Source organism: Tardiphaga sp. 768_D3_N2_1 (assembly GCF_052076105.1).
Lineage (GTDB): Bacteria > Pseudomonadota > Alphaproteobacteria > Rhizobiales > Xanthobacteraceae > Tardiphaga.
The window spans coordinates 2338336-2358202 of sequence record NZ_CP197245.1; the positions used below are offsets into that span (position 1 = coordinate 2338336).

12 protein-coding genes and 1 tRNA gene are annotated in these 19867 nt (G+C 62.2%); 2 read left to right on the forward strand and 11 right to left on the reverse strand.

The window, feature by feature from the left end; translation table 11 throughout:
• Nucleotides 1-7: 7 nt before the first annotated feature.
• The 6 genes from AB8A27_RS10780 to AB8A27_RS10805 form a co-directional block, all read right to left on the reverse strand.
• Nucleotides 8-346: a lipid-A-disaccharide synthase N-terminal domain-containing protein gene (locus tag AB8A27_RS10780; RefSeq protein ID WP_068736456.1), complete on the reverse strand. Its 339-nt coding sequence runs from the start codon at nucleotides 344-346 to the stop codon at nucleotides 8-10.
• Nucleotides 347-1102 carry a glycosyltransferase family 2 protein gene (locus AB8A27_RS10785; RefSeq protein WP_441241892.1) on the reverse strand — a complete coding sequence of 252 codons (756 nt, stop codon included), beginning with the start codon at nucleotides 1100-1102 and terminating at the stop codon, nucleotides 347-349.
• A 70-nt stretch (nucleotides 1103-1172) separates the two neighbouring features.
• Nucleotides 1173-2015 carry a phosphatase PAP2 family protein gene (locus AB8A27_RS10790; protein ID WP_441241893.1) on the reverse strand — a complete coding sequence of 281 codons (843 nt, stop codon included), beginning with the start codon at nucleotides 2013-2015 and terminating at the stop codon, nucleotides 1173-1175.
• Nucleotides 2015-3757: an ArnT family glycosyltransferase gene (locus tag AB8A27_RS10795; protein WP_441241894.1), complete on the reverse strand. Its 1743-nt coding sequence runs from the start codon at nucleotides 3755-3757 to the stop codon at nucleotides 2015-2017. The genes AB8A27_RS10790 and AB8A27_RS10795 overlap by 1 nt, the downstream gene beginning before the upstream one ends.
• 50 nt (nucleotides 3758-3807) lie before the next feature.
• Nucleotides 3808-6009, reverse strand: a complete 2202-nt coding sequence (gene pbpC, locus AB8A27_RS10800) for a penicillin-binding protein 1C (RefSeq protein WP_441241895.1) — start codon at nucleotides 6007-6009, stop codon at nucleotides 3808-3810.
• Nucleotides 6006-11225: an alpha-2-macroglobulin family protein gene (locus AB8A27_RS10805; protein ID WP_441241896.1), complete on the reverse strand. Its 5220-nt coding sequence runs from the start codon at nucleotides 11223-11225 to the stop codon at nucleotides 6006-6008. Before AB8A27_RS10805 ends, pbpC begins: the two co-directional genes overlap by 4 nt.
• 506 nt (nucleotides 11226-11731) lie before the next feature.
• Here AB8A27_RS10805 and AB8A27_RS10810 point away from each other — a divergent pair.
• Nucleotides 11732-12085, forward strand: a complete 354-nt coding sequence (locus tag AB8A27_RS10810) for a hypothetical protein (RefSeq protein ID WP_441241897.1) — start codon at nucleotides 11732-11734, stop codon at nucleotides 12083-12085.
• Between the two features lie 261 nt (nucleotides 12086-12346).
• Here AB8A27_RS10810 and AB8A27_RS10815 read toward each other — a convergent pair.
• The 5 genes from AB8A27_RS10815 to AB8A27_RS10835 form a co-directional block, all read right to left on the reverse strand.
• Nucleotides 12347-12423: transfer RNA gene (locus AB8A27_RS10815), tRNA-Arg, on the reverse strand.
• Between the two features lie 1384 nt (nucleotides 12424-13807).
• Complete coding sequence (locus tag AB8A27_RS10820) at nucleotides 13808-14422, reverse strand: Isoquinoline 1-oxidoreductase subunit (RefSeq protein ID WP_441241898.1); 615 nt, start codon at nucleotides 14420-14422, stop codon at nucleotides 13808-13810.
• Nucleotides 14419-14949: a (2Fe-2S)-binding protein gene (locus AB8A27_RS10825; RefSeq protein WP_441241899.1), complete on the reverse strand. Its 531-nt coding sequence runs from the start codon at nucleotides 14947-14949 to the stop codon at nucleotides 14419-14421. The genes AB8A27_RS10820 and AB8A27_RS10825 overlap by 4 nt, the downstream gene beginning before the upstream one ends.
• Complete coding sequence (locus AB8A27_RS10830; protein ID WP_441241900.1) at nucleotides 14946-17720, reverse strand: xanthine dehydrogenase family protein molybdopterin-binding subunit; 2775 nt, start codon at nucleotides 17718-17720, stop codon at nucleotides 14946-14948. Before AB8A27_RS10830 ends, AB8A27_RS10825 begins: the two co-directional genes overlap by 4 nt.
• 41 nt (nucleotides 17721-17761) lie before the next feature.
• A complete protein-coding gene (locus tag AB8A27_RS10835) occupies nucleotides 17762-18850 on the reverse strand; it encodes a hypothetical protein (protein WP_441241901.1) in 1089 nt (362 codons plus the stop codon).
• A gap of 399 nt (nucleotides 18851-19249) precedes the next feature.
• Here AB8A27_RS10835 and AB8A27_RS10840 point away from each other — a divergent pair, with 399 nt between their 5' ends.
• Nucleotides 19250-19678 (forward strand): DUF1801 domain-containing protein, encoded by a 429-nt coding sequence (locus AB8A27_RS10840; protein ID WP_441244882.1) that lies wholly within the window; start codon nucleotides 19250-19252, stop codon nucleotides 19676-19678.
• Nucleotides 19679-19867 lie beyond the last annotated feature (189 nt).

Consider the following 19867-nt stretch of genomic DNA (forward strand, 5'->3'; position numbering starts at 1 on the left):
AAGACGCTCAGCTATCGAGTGTCTTTGATCCGCTGCCGCGGTTCTTGATGATCAGCATGATGTTGCGGACATAGATTACGGTGGCAAAAGCCTGACCGAGGATGATCACCGGCTCGCGCTTGGCGATGCCATAGATCAGCGTCATGAACCCGCCTGCCATGGAGAAGAACCAGAAGGCCATCGGCACCACGCTCTGTCCGGCACGTTCGCTGGAAATCCACTGCACGAGGAAGCGCGCGGTAAACAGCAGTTGCGCGATCAGGCCGAAAGCGAGCCAGAAATCGAACTTCGCGACGAAGACGTCGTAGATATAGTCGCCAAGCGCCTGACCGTATTGAATCAGCATCTATTTGAACTCGGTTGCGACCGGCGTCGTACGCTTGCGGCGGATCAGCCACCAGACGCCAGCGAGATCCATGATGCCGATCCAGAGACGGTCGAAAAATCCGTAATTGGACACGCCGGAATGGCGCGGCCGATCGGTGACATCGACATAGGCGATGTCGAAACCCTCGCGGCGCACCAGCGCCGGAAGGAAGCGATGCAGACCATCGAAATAAGGCATCGACAAGAACACATCGCGGGGGAATGCCTTCAGACCACAGCCGGTATCGCGCGTACCGTCCTTCAGGATCGCATTGCGGACAGCATTGGCGATCTTCGATTGGGCTTTCTTGAAACCGGTATCCTTGCGGCCAACGCGCTGCCCGGCGGCGAGACCAACACGGCCGCCGCCGTCCTGAATGGCCGAAATCAGGTTGGGCAGGAATGCCGGATTGTTCTGACCATCGCCATCCAGCGTGGCCACAATGGAGCCGCGGGCGTTGCGCACGCCGGTTCGCACGGCGGCCGACTGGCCCGATGATGCGGCGTGGTCGATGCGACGCAGGTTGGCGCGCGTCTGCATCAATTCGGCAAGCCGTGCTGGCGTCGCGTCGGTCGAGCCGTCATTGACGTAGATGATCTCGTAAGGCCAGCGGCCATCGAGCGCGGCGGTGATTTCGGCGATCAAGGGCGCGACATTGTCCTGCTCGTTACGCACGGGCACGACAATGGAAACGTCGACGGGAGCAGCTTCGGGAGCGGGCAAATCGGAGCTCATGGTTGGAAGCAGATTTTCGCAAGGCCAGCCTGCGGGAACTTGTCGCAGCCAGCCCAGCGAAGACCGCTTATTATGGGGCCGCGGTCCCGCGGGCAACCCTTTTGAGATGGCCTGCGGACGGCCCTGGCAGCGGGTCGATCGTACCGTCCTGATGGATAGTGAAGGCCAGATGCCTGGCCGCGAACCAGTATCGGACCGTCATGGCGCCAATCCAGCCGACCAGCCCGCCGCCGACCACGTCACTGGCATGATGTGCCAGCAGGACGAGCCGGCTGGCACAAATGGCGACCGCATAGACGATCATCACCGTGCGCAACCGCGGCCAGAGCGCCGCGACCGCAAAGGCCAGCGCGAAACTGGTGGTCGCATGGCCCGACGGGAAACTGGCATAGGCCGGCGTCCAGGCGAAATGCGAGAAGTGGAAGGGATCCGCCGCGCCGCTGACGAAAGGCCGGCCACGACCGAGCATGCCTTTGATGATTTCAGCCACGAAGACCGACAGTGCGACCGACAGGAAGATATATTGAATGCGCGTGCCCAAGCTGACGAGTACGGCACGCGACGTGCCATGCCGCAGTGGCGTGAGCAGTGCTAGGACGATCATGAGCGCGAATAATGCCAGCAAGACATATTCGTCCTTGCCGAAATCCGTGAAGATGCGGAGCGGCCACAGGCCAGCCGTGCCCCGCGCCGGCATCAGCCCGATCTCGGTGGCATCGACGATAAACATCAGCGCGATGATGATCACGGCGGTCACGGCGCCAAGCACAAGCGAACGGCGCGCCCAGTAACGCGCAGCTTCCGCACGCCGCGAATGCGACGGTGCGCGAACGAGTTGTGCGAAGGACTGCCAAACCAGCGCAACGAGTTGCGACAGATAGGTCTGTGGCTGCGAGTTGTCCGGAGCTGCCATTACTCGGTCCCTTCGGAGCGATAGATTGCTACCGAAATCGCTTTGCCTTGCGAGAAATTATAGCCGTCGATGCGGGTCGCCATATTGTAGCGCAGGCCGATGGCTTCGGCGCGCGTCGCGAACTGGCGCTCCGAACGCAGTTCGACAAGCGCGAAGCGACAGCTGCCCTGCCCGAGGAAATCCGCCGCGCCGGCGCCATCGGTGAGTTGCGTGGATGTGCCGGTCATGAACACCAGGCTCGGCTCGTGATATCCCGCTGCCGCAGCCTTGGGACCGACGCAGACCACGTTACGCAGCGCACGTGCGATCTGCACGCTTGGAAACAGAGGTCGGAGCGACGGCAGCAGTACGCCATAAAAGGCGGCGCTCATGAACAGTGAGGCTACGACCGCATTCAGCAACGAGCGCTCCGCGTGGGCGTTGTCATACAGCCACCAGGCAAACAGGCCGAAAACCAGTGCTGCGGCGGCAAAGGGCCAGGCCAGAAACACCGGATGGCGGACGATCGCGACGGCGCCGATCTCGGCGACCACAGCGGTCAGCGCCGGGATGGCGAACCACCAGGCCGCGCCCCGCGCCAGCCAATTGCGCGCCAGCACCTGGCGCTCAAGCGCACCAATGACGAGGATGGCGATCGCCGGATAGAGCGGCAGCACATAATGCGGCAGCTTGGTCATCACGACTTCGAACACGAGCCAGGATGGGATCAACCAGGCCAGTAGATATTGTGCGCCGGGCTCGCGCCGCGCGCGCCAGATCGCCGGCGTGGCCATCCCGGCTAGCGGTGCTCCGGGCCAGAAGGTGATCCAGAACAGCAGGAAATACATGCCCGGAGGCGCGCCATGGGATTCCTGCGCCGCCAGTTTGCTCAGCATGTCGCCGCCAAGCGAATTGGAGAAGAACGCTTGCCCCGACTTCAGGAAGATCGCGACGAACCACGGCAGAACCAGCAACAGCATCCAGACGACGCCAACCAGCGGCCGTAATCGCCACAGCCACGCGACCGAGCGATCCATAATCGCCAGCGCAATGATCGTCAGACCGACGAACATCAGGATCAGCGGTCCCTTGACGAGAATACTGATCGCCATCGCCGTCCAGAACACCGCCGGTTCCTGCCAGCGCGACTTGTTGGCGTCTTCGCCGCGCTGCCACGCCAGGTAAATTCGCGCCATTGCACCCATCACGGCGACCACCGTCAGCAGCAGCATGGCGTCGGTTTTGGCGAGCCGGGCCTCGACGTTGAGCAGCACCGAACTGCACATGATCAATGCAGCCAATACGGCGCCGCGCCGCGTCAGAAAGGCTAGCGCGGTCCAGTAGGTCAGCAGCACTGCACCAATGGCGCCGATCAGCGATGGTACCCGATAGAGCCAGATGCGGACTTCAGCGTTCTGCAGACCGAGTGCCTCGGCGGTCTCGACCACGGCCGCCTGCATCCAGTAGATGCCGACCGGTTTCTTGTAGCGGACCTCGTCCTGGAACCGGATGTCGACAAAGTCGCCGCTCTCGACCATCTGCTTGGTCGCCTGCGCAAACCGGGCTTCGTCGCGGTCGATCGGCGGGATGGTGAAGAAGCCCGGCAGGAAAAACAGGAACCCGCAAATCGTCAGGAACGCGACCGCGCGGGCATGGCCGGAGCTGACGAAATCAAGCACGCGCACCAGTCTGCTGCCTGGATCGACACGGGTTTTCGGCTCGCGCGGGGCGCCAAATCGGGGTCTTGGATAGGTCTCGGCCATGCCTGTCGCATACGCTGAAACCGCCGACCGGACAACCAGTTAGCCCGCGCTTATTGGATTCTGACCACAACTGTGTCTGCGGTGCCCATGGCGTCCATAACCGTCAGCCGGACGAAGCCCGGACCAGGCGGATCGACCAGCCGCTGGCGCCGGCTGTCGAGTTCCCCTGCGGCCATGCCGTTGACCAGAACGGTCATGGGCTGTACCCCGCCGGCCACCTTGACCGGAACCGCGGACAGCTGCCCGTCGCCGCCACTGGCATCGATCCGGGAACCGTTCAGCGGGAACTGGATATGCAGGGCCTGATCGCTGCCGGTCCGGATTAGGTCGCCAACCGGGCGGAACCGGCGCAGCGGCAGCGGCAATTTGGCATTGCTGGCGATCAGCACGCCCTTGGGCGCCTTCGGCAACGGAGCCGGCAGCTTGCCGGTCCGGGCAAAGGCGTCGAACAAGATCGGAGCCGCGGCGGTACGACCGACCAGTCCGGGCACCGGCGCGCCATCGGGCCGGCCGACCCAGACACCGATGGTCATGCGTCCGTCGAAACCGACCGACCACGCGTCGCGATAGCCGTAGCTGGTGCCGGTCTTGAAGGCGATCCTGTTATGCGCCGCATTCTCCGGCGGCGGCGTGCCGATCAGAACATTGCCGACCTGCCAGGCCGCGACCGGGTCCATCAGCCGCAGCGGCTCGCGATCGTCGCCGCCATTGGCCTGCATGATCTCCCGCAGCGGCTTCGAACTGCCGAGCCGCGCCACGCCCGTATAGAGTTGCACGAGGTCCTTCAGCGTAATGCCGACACCGCCGAGGCCCATGGCCAGACCAGGCGCCTCACCCGGTGGTAGCACCAGATTGCCGCCCGCCTGTTTGAGGCGCGATGAAAGTCGTGAGGCACCGACGCGATCCAGCAGCGCAATAGCCGGCACGTTCAGTGAGAGCTGCAGCGCCTTGCGCACCGGCACGGTGCCTTGGAAGCTCATGTCGAAATTCTCCGGCGCGTAGCTGCCGAAGCGCACCGGCCGATCCTCGATCAAGCTTTCCGGATGCACGAAGCCATCTTCAAAGGCGAGGCCATAGATGAACGGTTTCAACGTCGAGCCGGGCGAGCGCACTGCGCGAGTCATGTCGACCTGCCCTGCACGACGATCATCAAAATAGTCGGGCGAACCGACATGGGCCAGCACGTCGCCACTGTCGTTGTCGACCGCGATGAGACCGATGGAGATATTGTTGCCCAGCGCCGCCGCACGGTCACGCGCGAGGGTTTCAAGCGCACGCTGGATGCCGGCATCGAGCGCCAGCTTGATGATGGGGCGATCCTTGTGCAGCGACGTCGCCTGATCCGCGGAATGCGGCGCCAGGATCGGCATCGGCTTGCGCAGCTTCGGCATGCTGACGGATTTTGCCTGCACGGCATCCGCAGCCGACACCCTGCCCTCGCCGACCATACGTTCGAGTACGCGGTCGCGGGCCACGCGGGCATTGCCGGGATGACGATCAAGCCGGCGATGCTCGGGTGATTGCGGCAGCGCTACGAGCAATGCAGATTCCGCCAGCGACAGCCGCTTCGGCTCCTTGCCGAAATAGGCGATCGACGCAGCGCGGATACCTTCGAGATTGCCACCGAACGGCGCCAGAGCGAGGTAGAGATCGAGGATCTGGTCCTTGCTCATCTGCCGCTCGATCTGCAGCGCCCGCACAGCCTGTCTGATTTTCGCAGATATCGAGCGTTGCTGCCGTGGTTCGATCAGCCGCGCGAGTTGCATCGTGATGGTCGAGCCGCCCGACACGATCGCGCCGCGGGTGACGAGCTGTAGAGCCGCGCGACCGAGTGCCAGCGGATCGACGCCATGATGGCTGTAGAAGCGCTTGTCTTCATAGCCCAGCAGTATGTTGAGATAGCCCGGGTCGATGGACGTCTTGGCATCGACCGGTAGCCGCCAGCGACCGTCAGCCATCGCATAGGCGCGCAGGAGTTTGCCGTTGCGATCAATGACGGTGGTGGAGATCTTCTGCGCTTGTTCGAGGGGGAGCGGACCGAGAGAGGCCACCCATGCGGCGAACGAAAGACCTCCGAGGGCCACAACAGCGGCCATAGCGATCAACGTTTTCCGGGTGCGCCTCAAGCCCTTCGCCACGTCATGGCCGGGCTTGTCCCGACCACCCACGCCTTGGCACCCGGTTACAGAAGACGTGGATGCCCGGGACAAGCCCGGGCACGACGGCGTTTCTGTTGTTAGCCGCTCACTCATTTTGCCTTCGCGACCTCGATCGAGCCCGTTCCCGTCCGCCCGTAGCGCGACGGATTATACATGTCCTCGACATAGGCCTGCGGCAGCACGTACTTCCCAGGCGACACCGCACGGACGATATAGGCAACGGTGAACACCGCTTTGTCGTCGCTCTTCCGGTCGATGGCCGCGGTGAAGCGGTCATCGCGGAATTCGGTGTTCTCAGGTTCTTCGCCATCCTCGATCCAGTCCAGCGTGCCGCTGTCGCCTGACGACACCAGATGCGGATTGTCGATCTCGAAACCGGCCGGCAGATAGTCGGCCACCATGATGTGCCCGTATTCCGGCTTGGCTTCCGTGATCTTCAGCACGACGGCGAAGCGATCATTCTGTTTCGCCTTGGAGACGTCGGCCGGCTTGCCGTCGAGCGTGAAGTAATTGCGCTCGATCTTGAAGCCGTTGGACGCGGCCGGCTCCGGCGTGATCGGTGACCCCGAAACCGAGACGACAGCCTGCACCGGCGTATCGCCGGTGTTGGTGATCTTGATCGGCTGGCCCGCCATTTCCGCCGCCTTGTAGCTGCGATAAAGTGCGGTCTTCACAGGCGAACCGTTGACGTCGAGCGCCAGCGTATTTGCTTCCTTGGCCAGCGCGCGCGACGCCAGCACCAGCCATGCATTCTCCTGCGTGGAAGTGAAAGGCGTCAGACCGCGCGCGGCTTCGACACGCTGAACGGCCTGTGTCAGCGTTGCACGCGGGGCATTGCCTTCGCTGGCCAGCGAGACCAGCGCCGCAGCGTCGCGCAGTGCCGAGCCATAGTCGACACGACCAAATTCGATGATCGGCTTCGGTGCGAGGCTTTCGACGGCCGCGGCATAGACACGTTCGGCACGGGCACGGTCACCGACCAGCGCCAACGCCGCTGCCAGTTGCGACTTGGCGATCGGCGTCGCCAGGTTCTTTAGCTTGGTGTCGGCGAGGTAGCGCAGATCGCCAATCGGCGCGGTCCCGTTCTTGGCCAGCACGTAGAGGCCATACGCAAGATCGCGACCGCCATCCTTCTCCGGTTCGTCAGCATTGACGACCGAATTGCGCACGCGGTCCAGCGCCGCACGGAACAGCACGTCCGGCACCACAAATCCCTTCTCGCGGGCGCGGGTCAGGAAGTCCGTCACGTAAGCGTCGAGCCAGGCGTCGTCGCCGCCCGCCGACCACAGGCCGAACGAACCGTTCGAGCCCTGACGCGCCAGAAGTCTGTCGATGGAACCCTTGATGCGCTGATCGATACCGGTGTCCATTGCCAGATGCGCGCCGGCCGCGAGATCGTTCACATAGAGGAGCGGCATCGCACGGCTGGTGATCTGCTCGGAGCAGCCATAGGGATAGCGATCCAGTGCCTTCAGGATGGTCGCTGCGTCAAGTGCTGTGGACAGGCTGACCGACAGCGAGACGCCGCCCGTGCCCGCCACGAGATCGGAGAACATGTCCGACGTCAGCGTCAGGCTCTCGCCCTTCGCCAGCGTGCGGATCGAGCGTCGCGCCAGCACCTGCGTTGCCGCCTTGACGTCGAGCACATAGTGCCGTGCCAGTGTCAGCCCGTTGGGCCCCTTGAGATCGACGTCGAACTGGGCTGTGCCGGCACCGGATGCATCGATGGCCAGCGCCATCGATGTCCGCTGCTTGGCGGCGAGTTTGATTGTCGTGGCCGGATTACCGGTCACCTTGACGGGGCCAGAGGTCTTCACGGCAATGGTGTAATCGCCCGGTACGCCTTCGACATTGTCGAGATCGAAGCTCATGGTGCCCTTGTCACCGGACAGCAGGAACCGCGGCAGCGTTGCCGTCAGGACCACGGGATCGCGCACCGTAACGTCTATGGTAGCGCGGCCGAGCTTGGTCGCGGTCCAGGCCACGGCCATCACACGGGCGGTGCCTGCGAATTCGGGGATCTCGAATTCGATCTGCGCCGTGCCGTCGGCTGCCACGGTGACGATGCCGGAATACAATGCCAAGGGCTTCTGCGTGGGCGGCGAGCCCTCGATCTGCGCGCCGGCACTATCGCCGCCCGTGCGCAACTGGCCGCGTGTACCCTGCATCCCGTCGATCAGCTGCCCATAGATGTCGCGGATTTCAGACGTCATACGGCGCTGGCCGAGATAATAGTCATCCGGCGCGGGCGGCTTGTAATTGGTCAGATTGAGAATGCCGACATCAACCGCGGCAACGACGATCTTGGCGTCCTCACCGGGATTGAGCCCGCCGAGTTTCACCGGCAGCTTCAGTGTCGTGCTGGGTCGGATCAGCGCCGGCGGCGACAGTGCTACGTCGAGCGTACGCGCCTTCTTGTCGATGCCGAACCACTTCAAGCCGATGGCACGGCCGGGCATCCGCTTGGCAGCGGCGTCGAGCGGCCGACGCAGCGTCGCTACGACATATGCGCCTGTGCCCCAGTCCTTGCCGACCGGAATCTTGATCTGCGACGCGCCTTCTTTAACCGCAACGCTCTGGGTGGTCAGCAAGCGATCACCTAGCACATTGATGGTCAGCAGACCGGCCGTGCGGGCATTGACCGAGACGGTCATGGTGTCGCCCGACAGATATTCGGGCTTGTCGATGGATGTCTCCAGCAGGTCCGGCGTGTCAGCACTGCCGTCGGAATACCAGCCGACATCGAACTGCACCGAGGTAATCGGGCCGTCGGCCTCATTGGATTTGACGTCGAGACGATAGCGGCCGGGCTGCGGCTGCAGCGAGATGCGGGCCGGTGCATTGGCGGCGACGGTGAGATCACCATCGGCCACGCGCTTGGTCGACTTGACCGGTTCATAGTCCCAGGACGAATTCTGCCGATACCACTGGTAGCGGGATTCCATCTTGAGCAGTTCGTAGCGCAGCCCGCTGCGCGCCAGCGAGGCGCCCTCTGGTGACACGACCACCACGTCGAAGGCGGCGTTGTCGCCCTCGGCGACGTTCTTGTCCTTGAACAGCGGCTTCACGCCGATCATCGGCGCGTTGGGCGCAACCGGCAGCACGAACTTGCGCTCGACGGCACGACCGCCGGCTTCCGTCATGCGGATGAATATCTGCGCCTCCTGGGGCCGCGTCGAGGACGGCGGTTTGGCAAGGCTGACCGGGAACGTAGCGACGCCATTGGCATCTGCTTCCGGCAGGCCTTCGATCGGCGTCCGCTCGTTGCTGGCGCTTTCCTCGTCGGCAACGCCGAACTGGTAGCCGGCGAAGCCGGGACGGTTCGCGGCGGAGGTGACAAGCATATCGCCTTCGAGCTGCAGGCCCGAGGCTGGCGCGCCATAGAGGAAGCGGCCATCCACCTTAAGTTCTACAGGAGCATCAGCTTTGATCAGCTTATCTTTGGAACTAATATCAAATTCGATCCGGTCCGGGACGTAATCCTCGACCATGAAGGTGGTTTCGCCGACCGACGGCGCCTTCGGATCGGTGAAGGCACGGACACGCCAGGTGCCCGTCGGAACCGCCGAATTCAGCGGCAGTGTCAGGCTGCGACCTCCCGCGCCCTGATCCTGCAACACGGCGCGGCGGAACTCGACGCCATCGGGTCGCTCGACCACGAGGGTCATTGGACCCGAGGTCACGGCGTTGCCCTGCCCGTCGCGCAGGAGCGCGGTGAGATAGACGGTCTCGCCGGAGCGATAAACGCCGCGCTCGGCATAGACGAAGGCATCCGCACCGGCCGGAACAGCACGGCCGGAGACGCTACGATCCGAAAGGTCGAAGGCATTCGATTTCAGACTGAGGAATGCATAGTCGTTCTTGTCGCTGGTGACCGTCAGCAATGCCGGCGACAGACCGCCCTCGCCCTTGGCGAGTCCCGCCTCGAATAGCACGTGACCGGAGTCATCGGTCTTCCTGGTCGCAAGAATCTCGTTATTGCGCGCGACCAGCCGGACGTCGGCCTTGGCCATCGGATCGGTCGAGGCCAGCGAATTGACGAAGACATGGATGCCGTCATTGCCGGAGAAGGCTGTGAGGCCAAGATCCGAGACGATAAACCACTGGGTGGCGAGCGACCCGTCATCGTCGCCCCCGCCCGAGCCCGGCCCCTTGGCCGCCGCGGTCATCACATAGACGCCCGGCTGGAGCTCGCCGATGGCCTGATCGACGGGGAATGCCGTGGTGACGTCGGCATTGAGCGTCGACGCCGTGGCCAGCTCGCCGGTCCAGACCTTCATGCCGCGCTCGTCGCCGAGGCTCTCGAGCTGGTACTTGCTCAGCGCCGTCTGGAAGTCGCTGCCGATGACGGTGTTGATCAAATTGCGATCGCCGATCCGGAACACATTGACGGTGACCGCCTGGGTGTTGACCGAGACCACGGGAATGCCCTGCTGGCCGCTGCGCGGCAGCACATAGGCGCGGCCGGTGAAACGCACGAACGGCTTGCGGTCGCGGACATAGATGTTGAACTCGGCCGATTTCGGCAGGCTCTCCTTCACCGTCGACGGCAGACCGGCGCGCAGGTTGATATTGTAGCGCTCGCCATGCTTGAGGCCTTCGACGCAGAGCTGCTTCTCCTCGGAGGTCAGCGCAGGCTTGTCGCTGCCCGCGAGCGCCAGGAACGGCGCGAAATCGACCCGCTTGGCGAGTTCTTCGGAGAACTGGAAACAGGCCCGCGGCGAGGCGGAATCCGAGTCCACGGTGTAGTCGAGCAATCGGAAGCCATGATCGTCGCGCAGCTTCTCGTATTGCCCGCGCACATCGGCGACTTCGCGCATGTCGAGCGACAGGCGCAGCGCATCCAGTGCCGGACGCCACAGTCTGCGTTCCTCCAACGCGCGGCCGAGCACGGCCAGTGCCTCAGCCTCCTCGCCGGCATTCCCTGCCCGCTGATAGGCGATGTAGGCCGCGGTCGCCGCCCGCTCGCGCAGGAAGGTCGTCTCCGACGAATTTGTGGGACGAATCTGGAAGATGGTTTTGGCGAGTCGCAGCCAGTTGCCGCTGTCTTCAGGTGCAATCGCCACGATCTGGCCAAGTGTCTGCAGACCGGCGCGGAAATCGGAGCGTTTAAAGGCGGCATCTGCATCGGTGCGCAGTGTTGCCGCGCTCTTGGCGACAGGCCCGGCCTCACTCTTGATCTGCGCCTCGAGTTTGACCGCGGAATCCACCAGCTCATCCCGCCGGAAAGCCTTGTCGGCCGCGTGAGCCGAGACGAGGCCGAACGCCAGCGCGGCGCAGACACTGACAGCGCGAACCAGACCAATCATGGACAACTCCCCTGCACGGACGAATGCCGCCTGGATGCAAATGTGCGTAAAACGGTGACGGACTCATGGCCAGCTTCTTCGCGAGTCTCTCGACCAGCGCAACGCGAGATAAGACGATTGCCGGCAACATCATGTGACGAACCTGGGTAACTCAAATCGCAGCGCCACTCGCAAGTCACGGCGCATCATGGCGGCGCGCCCTGCCGAAAGCAAAGCCATGTCACCGCCGATTGGTCGCGCCTGTGTGGGAAACGGTTCGAGCACACGCGGACGATTTTGGTGACAGTTTTACAACGCGCCGGATGCGCATGAACGGCCGGCCCGCCCCGTCGTCGCCCCGCGCGTTTTAATCAAACGCGACATGTTAAGACTAAAAACAGCCTGCTGGGGACGACCGGAGATCATCGGTACCCAAGTCTTACAACTGCCGTCAGATGGACGCGCCTTGCGGCATCGGACGATCACGGCGATCGCCCGCCCGCTCGGTCCTTATGGGCCATCGCATCATGATCGAACTTCTTTTGGCGACAAGTTCACTGGCGGGCCTCGCCGTCGGACTCATCGGCCCCATCTGGGTCATTATCGTGACGACCGTGCTGGTCGCGGTCCTGTCCGCCGTCGTGACATGGGGCCAGGGATTTTCGGCGCTAAGCGGCGTTGCGGTCACGACCGGATGTCTGATCGCGTGCCAGATCTCCTATATGGCCGGCCGTTTTGTAACCCGGCAATACGGCTTCCCGGAGCAGCTATTTGAGGACGACATCGACGGCGAGCCAGGCGAGCCCGGCCAGCGCGGCATCTCCGATGACAATGGTAAGGACAGCAAGCCACCATCGCGGCCCCCGCCGTCGGAGTCTTAGGGCCCGCCAGTCTGCCAGCCCCGAAGCTGCGAAGGCATCCCCGAACGGGACACGAACTGAGGCGGCGTCAAAGGCACAGACGAACGTTCGGTTTTGGGACGAAAAACGGATCAAGTCGGCACACTTTCTGGCTGAAATCGCGGGTTCACCGCTCAATCAGCAAGAGAAAGGCCAGACTGGTGGGGCTGGCACGCAGCAGCACGGGCAGCATGCAAAGCGAATGCGATACGGCGTCAAATATTTGATTTTGTGAGAAAATATTGGCGATCCCAGCAGGATTCGAACCTGCAACCCACGGAGTAGAAATCCGTTACTCTATCCAGTTGAGCTATGGGACCGGCGCGTCGTCATACCATCGTCGGTATGGCTTGGACAGACCGGGCGAAATGGCGGGATTCGCGGGGGGCTTTCAAGGCCTCTGATCGGCGTCCGCGTCTGGCTTGATCTCCTGAGACTCGGGTTCTCTAAATCAAATGACAGCTGTCCCGTTTAGTCCCGACGAGTGTGCGCAAGACGGACACAACACGATATCCCAGAACCGTCCTCTCGAAACGACGATAGCCGAGGCAGGCTTGGACATGCCGGCGTAAGTAATGAGGTCGGATTGCACGTGGCATCGCGACGAAGCTGCGGCCGTCGGCAACACGGTGCGACAGTACAAGTTGGTTGGTGCTTTCTTTTGCAAGCACCGCGAAGACATCGGATGATCTTGGCGCGCTTCGCGTTTGAAACGGTAGCAAATGTCCGATAGCTCTCAAGCATTCACTAGGTCGCTTGTGCAGCCCTATGTCGATCATGACCATAGTGCCGCTCTGCGCTGTGCCGGTGAATGCTCAAGAGAGCTCCACTTACAGGGAGTGACTAAGAATGCGTGGCGACGCTGACCATGTCGCTAAACGCGACGGAAAGCGATAGCGCGCGAAACTGATCGAGGACGAGTTCTGATCGCGCCGCCATCGTTGCCACTGTGTACTATCCATTCGCCGTTGGAAGCCTGCCCCGTTATGATCCCGACATGATGTGGCCAGACCACAACTACTCCAATGCCCGGGCCTCCGGCGCTCGAACCAACGCGCGCCCATTCGCGAGCGAGAGCAAGACGTCGATCGGATTGATGAAGGTATTTGCTGAGATATGTCCCACACCACGCGCGCGCTCGGTGATGACTTCCCTTGCGGGCTTCAGCCTGTGATGCAAAGCAGATAATCGCACAAGCAAGCAATGCGCTTTTCGACATAGCCTTACTCCGTATGAATGAAATGACCAACTTTCAAAAGCGGTCTTCAAACTTACGGTGTGTCCTTCAGTTCCTTTTTTTCTTTCTGAACTATCTAAATCGCGCCAAAGCAAGGATGAACGGTAACTGAGCACATTGTAGTATAGAAGAGGATTGCGCATCCAATACTGGGGCGGTGCTACGCTAAGGCAACGTCGCCACAAGAACAGCGAATGGTCATGCTGATTTCCGGAGGTGACGACGTTACGTCGGGTTGTGCGCTTATCAGAACTCGCGCTGGTCTTCGAAAGACTTGGTTAGCTGCGGCCCACACGACCTTATCGGGAAGACATCGTACCGCTGCTCGCCGTGCAGTACGTTAATAGTACACGGTCACCGCATCTCCACGATTTCGCTGGTCGTATAGCGGGCTTCTACTCCGTGGATTGCACAGCTTCGAATCCTGCGGGGACCGCCATCATGTCCAATGAAATGGCGTCGTGGCATCAGCCAGGACAGGCTGCGCCAGTCTTAGCCCAGGCTTCGACCAGAGTACCCGCCACGGCCTGCGTGCCCGGTGCAGGCGCACGTCCATACCCCGGTGCCCAGGCCCAGCCGACCAGCGTATCCTTGCCGATATGATCGATGAGATCCTCGACCTTGCGGCCGCCATTGCGTGCCGGGTCTTTGATCTGCGCGCAGATCTCGGCAACGGTCTTGCCTTCCCACGCCATCTCTCGCGGCGCGAGGTGCCATTCGTGATGACCGGGGATGCGGCCGGGTTCGAAATTGGCATCCTTGTGGCAGGAGTTGCAGCGCATTGCCGCGGTGCCGTGACCGTCCGCGCCACGCGTGACCGGCGGCTGATGCAGGCGCTGCGAGTCACCCTGGCGCGGCATATCGCCGGCGGGATGACAATTCGTGCAGCGCGGATGGGTCAGCACCTTGCCGAGCTCGGTGAAGATCGCCGCCGAGCGTGCATTGATATCGGCGATGCCATCGAAACTTTCCGGTGTGGCAAGCCCTTTCGACGTCCCTTGACCCGCCGCATAGGCCGTCAGCATGCTCATGCCGAGCGTCGCAACGACAATCAGAATTTTGACGCGCGTCTCAACTCTCATCCGCGCGTCTCCTGAATAAGATAGCGCTTCGGGTCAGCGAGGATCACGTCGAGTACAGCTTCATGGTATTTGATATAGCCGGTGCAACGGCACAGATGCCCGTCGAGCGCTTCGGCGATCCGCTGTTCAATACCTGCACGCGGCACAGGCGTCTTCGCCAGTTGCTCGAGCAACACCTGCCCTTCATTGAGGAAGCCGGCGGTGCAGTAGCCGCACTGGAACGCAAAATGCGCGATGAAAGCTTTCTGCAATGGCGACAACTCGCCGTTTTTGGCATGGCCTTCCACGGTGCGGATGGTCTTGCCGTGAAAGCTCGCCGCGGACACAACGCAGGTCGGGGTGGTATGACTGGTGCCGTCGGGCTCATCGACGATAACGGCGCAGCTCAGGCACTGAGCGGCGCCGCAGCCGAATTTGGTGCCGGTCATCCCGAGATATTCGCGCAGAAAATCGTTCATGGAGAGATCGTCGCGCACCTCCGTGGGCGCATGAACCTGTCCGTTGATGGTGATGCCCAGTGTCGTCACGCGAGCGCTCCCTTGAGCATGGCTTGTGTCACTGGCAACGCAGGAAAGCGCTTGCCGGTGGCATCATGGATAGCGTTGAGCAACGCCGGCACGATGGGGATCATCACCACCTCGGCCATCCCCTTCGGCGGCTCGTCCGGTGTCAGCGGCGGCAGCATCTCGATCTCGATATCGCGCAGCGGCAGATCTGATCCGCGCGCCACCAGATAGTCGCCGAGATTCCACTGGCCGTTGCCGGGACCACCTTCGAAAGGCGGCAGCGTTTCCAGCAGCGCGTAACCGACGCCCATGGCGAAGCCGCCTTGCGCCTGACCGAGCACGACTTCCGGAACCAATGCCTGTCCGCATTCGAACACGCTGTAGGCTTTCGCGATACGCAGCGCGCCCGTCGCTTTCTCGATCTCCACGCGGACGGTCGTGCCACACATCGATGTGTAGGCGGTGCCCATCCGGTTGTTGTTGGTCGGCGGAAACAGCACGCTCGACCGAACGATGCGCGTGAATTTTCCGGCGCCGCGACGCACCGCGAGCCCGTCGATCTCGGCGCGATACTGTTCGCCATCGATGGGAAAGCGCGCGCGTGACCACGCCCAGCGCGAGAAGCCGTGCGCTACCGCCCCGGTAACGAGATTGCGCGCATGGGCTGTGGCGGCGAGCTTCGCCAGCGACAACGACGGCATGCCGGGCAACGTCAGTTGGCCGTCTTTCCATGCGGCCTTGTCCCAGTCCCTGGCGCGCGGATCGCGTCGGTCGATCTTCCACAAGACCAGCGCCGCCGGCCACAAACCAAAACGGAAGATCACGCGGGCAGCTTCGGCCGACGCATGGGTGCCGACATGGGCGCCGATTGACGCCGAGGTGGCCGAGCTGATGGCCGGCACCCAGCGCGGATCCTTCTCGGCCTTATCCTGGGTCTTCTGGTCCATCGTGTAGGAGTCGCCGGAGGTCACCAGTTCCAATGCGTCGAACACGCCAACCTGCGACACCGCTACTTCATCGGCCATTCCGCCGAGATGCCGCGCGACGCGGTTGGCCAATGCCGTACCGATGCCGTTGCCCATCTCGACGTGATCGCAGAAGATCGCGATCCGGCCGTCAGGGCCGAGCTCGACGCGACCGTTCGAGCAGTCACCCCCGGTGCCGTAATCCTTCGTCACGCAAGCGACACCGGTACCAACCAGCACGCCACTCGCGGCACGCGCCTTCTCCGCGGCGCGCTGCTGCCAGATCGGGTGCTTCTCGAGCTTGTCGAGAACCTCCGTTGTCCGCACCGAGACGATATAGGGATTGCCAGTCATCGTCCGGCCATCCTGCTTCAGCGCATTGCGCCGCCGGAAGTCGATGGGATCGAGCGGTAGCGCCGCAGCGGCCTCGTCGATCAGTACTTCCAGTGCCGTCATCGTTTGCAGCGACCCATAGCCGCGCATCGAGCCCGCGGTGACGCCGCGGGTGTGCTGCGCCACCGTGGTGACGTCGACCTTCGGCACGTCATAGATTCCGATCGCGGCCGTCGCGGCGCAGGTGGCAACATTGGGCGAGAAATTCGCGAGACCGCCACCATCCAGCACATGATCGGCTGCGAAGGCCGTGATCTTGCCGCTGGCGCGATCAACGGACATGCGCGAGCGCATCTTGATGGCGTGACGTTTGATGCCGCCCTGGAATTGCTGATAGCGATCATGCGCCAGCCGTACCGGACGATCCGGAAAGAACATCGCTGCCAGCGTCACATACAAAATGAACGGCGTATGGTCACGGCCGCCGAAGCCGCCGCCGACATAAGCGAATTGCGCGTTGATCTCACTCGGCTTGAACGGCGCTTTCGCCTCGCTGAGCAGAAACGCAATTGATTCCGCGGCCTCATAGGGCGACTGCACGCCCAGAACCAGTTCGAGCGCCTTGTCTTTTGCGCTGTACCAACCGAGTCCGCATTCCGGCTCCAGAAACATCGGATCGACGGACTGCGTATCGAAGGTGCTATCCAGCACCAGCGCCGAGCTTTCGCTCGCCGCGATCTCGGCGCGAATCCTGTCGCCATGCACGGCGGCCTTCTCGTAGACCGCCTCGTTCTTGTGCGCGAGCGACGACCAGACCGGTAGGCTGGACGCCTGAACGCGGCCCGGGCTGACCCAGCCGGCGAGGATCGGCGAATACACATCCGGCACATCCGGCGTGGCGCCTGCGACGCGCGTGAAGCGATAGGCCGCATAGTTAGGCATATCGATCGGGCCGGTTTCCTCTCCGAACTGAACGAAGGTGCCATCGCGCAAGGCGATGCGCGCGCGGTCATAGGCGTCGAACTGTTCGAAAATCAGCAGTGCAACGGGCTGGCCCAGATAAAGCGGCGTCTTGCCGACCGGGCAAAACAGATCGCCTTCATAGAAGGCGGGAACGCGCGTGTTAATCTTGGCAAGATCCGCTGCGGTGACGATCACCGTGGGCTTCAGCGCCCCGCTCAGCCGCGCGAGATCCATGCCGAGATAAACATGCGTGGCATCGGGCGCGCGCACCAGAATCGCGTGCGAGGTCTTGGCCGGCCAGCCCGGCAGGTCGTTCGCCCGGAAATCCGACGCATAGAGTTTCGAGCCGGTGACCTTGGCAACGCCATCGACACGACCAACTCCACCGATAGCGGGATTGAATTTGCCCCGCCCCGGCAATGTCTCGCGTGCCGGAAATGCCATCTGCTCGGCTGCTGCAAGGTGCGACAGGCTGAGTGTGATACCACCCGCCGACACCCACTTCATGAACTCGCGTCGCGAAGTTCCCATTCCTTTACCCATGATCGACAGTAGTTGCCGTTCGGCGATATTTATTTGAGATCGGCGATGGTCGCCGGCCCGGGGCCGGTCGTGATGAGTGTCGGCCACTGATTGGAGCCGAACGGGACCATTGGCGGCAGGAACGGCGTCATGCCACGCTTGGCGCTTTCCGCAATGATGGCAGCACGGGCGTCGCCCCCCATCAATTCATAGTCCATCAGGTGATAGTTGCCGAAGAACAGCGAGCCGACGGAGCGGTCCGCGATGATGCGCGTCAGCGACTCCAGCATATCGGCCTGTGTGGTGGTGAACGACACGGTTTCGATCAGCAACAACCGGTCATTGATCGCTTCCGGCGGAAAGAATTGCGCGAGCACGCTGAACAGCACGTTGTTCTGGCGTGCCACATAAATCGTATTGCTGGCGGCATAGGCCTTGTCCCAGTCGGGCCCCAGCATCTTCTTCCAGTCGGCCAGCACGGTCATCCAGTGATTGACCTGGGTCTGTGCCGCCCAAGCGACGTTGTTCGCCAGATAAGGGGCCTGCTTCTTGCCGAACTTCTCCAGCGCATCGAAAGGAATGGCACCCTTGGCGATGCATTCATCCATGAAAGCGAGATTGTTCTGCAGGATGGTACGGCTGTTGTCGCGCCAGTCGGCCTGCATCGGCGTGAGGTCGAGGCCATCGAGCGCCGACTGCATCCGGCTGCGATAGGCTTTCATCGAACCGAGCCAGGACTTGTTGTCGGGATTGTTCACATAGGGGCCGACCACTTCGGCGAGCGCCATGGTGCTGTGGCCAACGGACTTGAGCAGTTGATAGACCATTGGCACCGAAGGAGCATCGACCGGCGGCTTGCCGGGCTGGTACAACGTGAACTTGCCGCCGGCACCGGAGAACAGGCCGAGGATCACGGGATGTTTGGCAAGGATATTGGCGCGAAATACTTTCGCTGCGTCGCCATAAAGCTCAAACATGCCGGTGTTGAGTGCCAGCATGTCCTTGGTCGCCGTTTCAGCCGGCGTTGTCGTCGCCAGTCCGGAAATGGGCGCCATGTAGGACGGCAGGGTCTGTGCCTGGACGGCGCTGACGCCCCCCAACAAGGCAGCCGCAAGAACGACAGCATGGCGATACGTCATATCCGGATTCCCCCGACATATTGGCGATGGCTGGTGTCACGACTAACGCGGCACACGTTAACAATCTGCCTCGGCTCGCTGTTCAAAACAGCCGTGACTAGCTGATGACAACCAGCGCGCCGTAACGGGCGGACTGCTGTCGAACGCGAATGAACTGGATAAGGAAAAAGCTACGAATCACGCATTGCGCTGATGCTCCGAAGCTACACGCAATTTGATGACGCCGGAATTGGTTCGCGCGGCGCAACCGGGCAGGAAGCAACGATCTTTGCTGGGCGCTGGCCGAGACTGGACGCTCGGAATGGGCGGAGTTACTTCTCTGCAAGGATAAATAAAATGCAGTTGGTAGGTAAGAACCACCGACCAAGCCGCATGGTGCCGGCGGCCGAGAGGGAGCGCATGTCAAAAAAGACGTCTGTCAAATCGACAAAGGTCAGCGAAGCAGCTGCCCCCTCCGAACTGATCGACGCCAAGATCGGGGAGCTCGGTGACTGGCGTGGCGAGATGCTCGCTTGCGTCCGAAAGATCATCAGGCAGGCTGATCCCGAAGTGGTCGAAGAATGGAAATGGCGCGGCGTTCCTGTCTGGGAACATGCCGGCATCATCTGTACCGGCGAGACCTACAAAGCAGTCGTGAAGATGACCTTTGCGAAGGGCGCATCGCTCGATGATCCGTCAGGCCTGTTCAATTCCAGCCTCGACGGCAATACCCGCCGCGCCATCGATATTCACGAAGGCGACAAGGTCAACGAAAGGGCACTGAGGGCGCTGATTCGCGCCGCTGTGGCGCTGAACACGTCAGCGAAGAAGAAGCCAAAGAAAGCGTGAGCGTCGTTATCTGGCGACCGACCATGACAGGTCGTAAGACATCACATAGATGACGATCGCTGCCAGACACAGAATGATACCGATCCAGGATCCAGAACAGCGGCGAATGATGGATGGGGCGGCTATGCACTGCGTCATCCCCTTGTTCGCTATTCATTCGTCCTCCATTCCGGCACCAAGTACCTCAAT

What these genes read in the sequence shown, in the direction of transcription:
- AB8A27_RS10780 (WP_068736456.1), bottom strand. Translation starts at nt 346, where the DNA reads ATGCTGATTCAATACGGTCAGGCGCTTGGCGACTATATCTACGACGTC.
- AB8A27_RS10785 (WP_441241892.1), bottom strand. Translation starts at nt 1,102, where the DNA reads ATGAGCTCCGATTTGCCCGCTCCCGAAGCTGCTCCCGTCGACGTTTCC.
- AB8A27_RS10790 (WP_441241893.1), bottom strand. Translation starts at nt 2,015, where the DNA reads ATGGCAGCTCCGGACAACTCGCAGCCACAGACCTATCTGTCGCAACTC.
- AB8A27_RS10795 (WP_441241894.1), bottom strand. Translation starts at nt 3,757, where the DNA reads ATGGCCGAGACCTATCCAAGACCCCGATTTGGCGCCCCGCGCGAGCCG.
- pbpC (WP_441241895.1), bottom strand. Translation starts at nt 6,009, where the DNA reads ATGAGTGAGCGGCTAACAACAGAAACGCCGTCGTGCCCGGGCTTGTCC.
- AB8A27_RS10805 (WP_441241896.1), bottom strand. Translation starts at nt 11,225, where the DNA reads ATGATTGGTCTGGTTCGCGCTGTCAGTGTCTGCGCCGCGCTGGCGTTC.
- AB8A27_RS10810 (WP_441241897.1), top strand. Translation starts at nt 11,732, where the DNA reads ATGATCGAACTTCTTTTGGCGACAAGTTCACTGGCGGGCCTCGCCGTC.
- AB8A27_RS10820 (WP_441241898.1), bottom strand. Translation starts at nt 14,422, where the DNA reads ATGAGAGTTGAGACGCGCGTCAAAATTCTGATTGTCGTTGCGACGCTC.
- AB8A27_RS10830 (WP_441241900.1), bottom strand. Translation starts at nt 17,720, where the DNA reads ATGGGAACTTCGCGACGCGAGTTCATGAAGTGGGTGTCGGCGGGTGGT.
- AB8A27_RS10835 (WP_441241901.1), bottom strand. Translation starts at nt 18,850, where the DNA reads ATGACGTATCGCCATGCTGTCGTTCTTGCGGCTGCCTTGTTGGGGGGC.
- AB8A27_RS10840 (WP_441244882.1), top strand. Translation starts at nt 19,250, where the DNA reads ATGTCAAAAAAGACGTCTGTCAAATCGACAAAGGTCAGCGAAGCAGCT.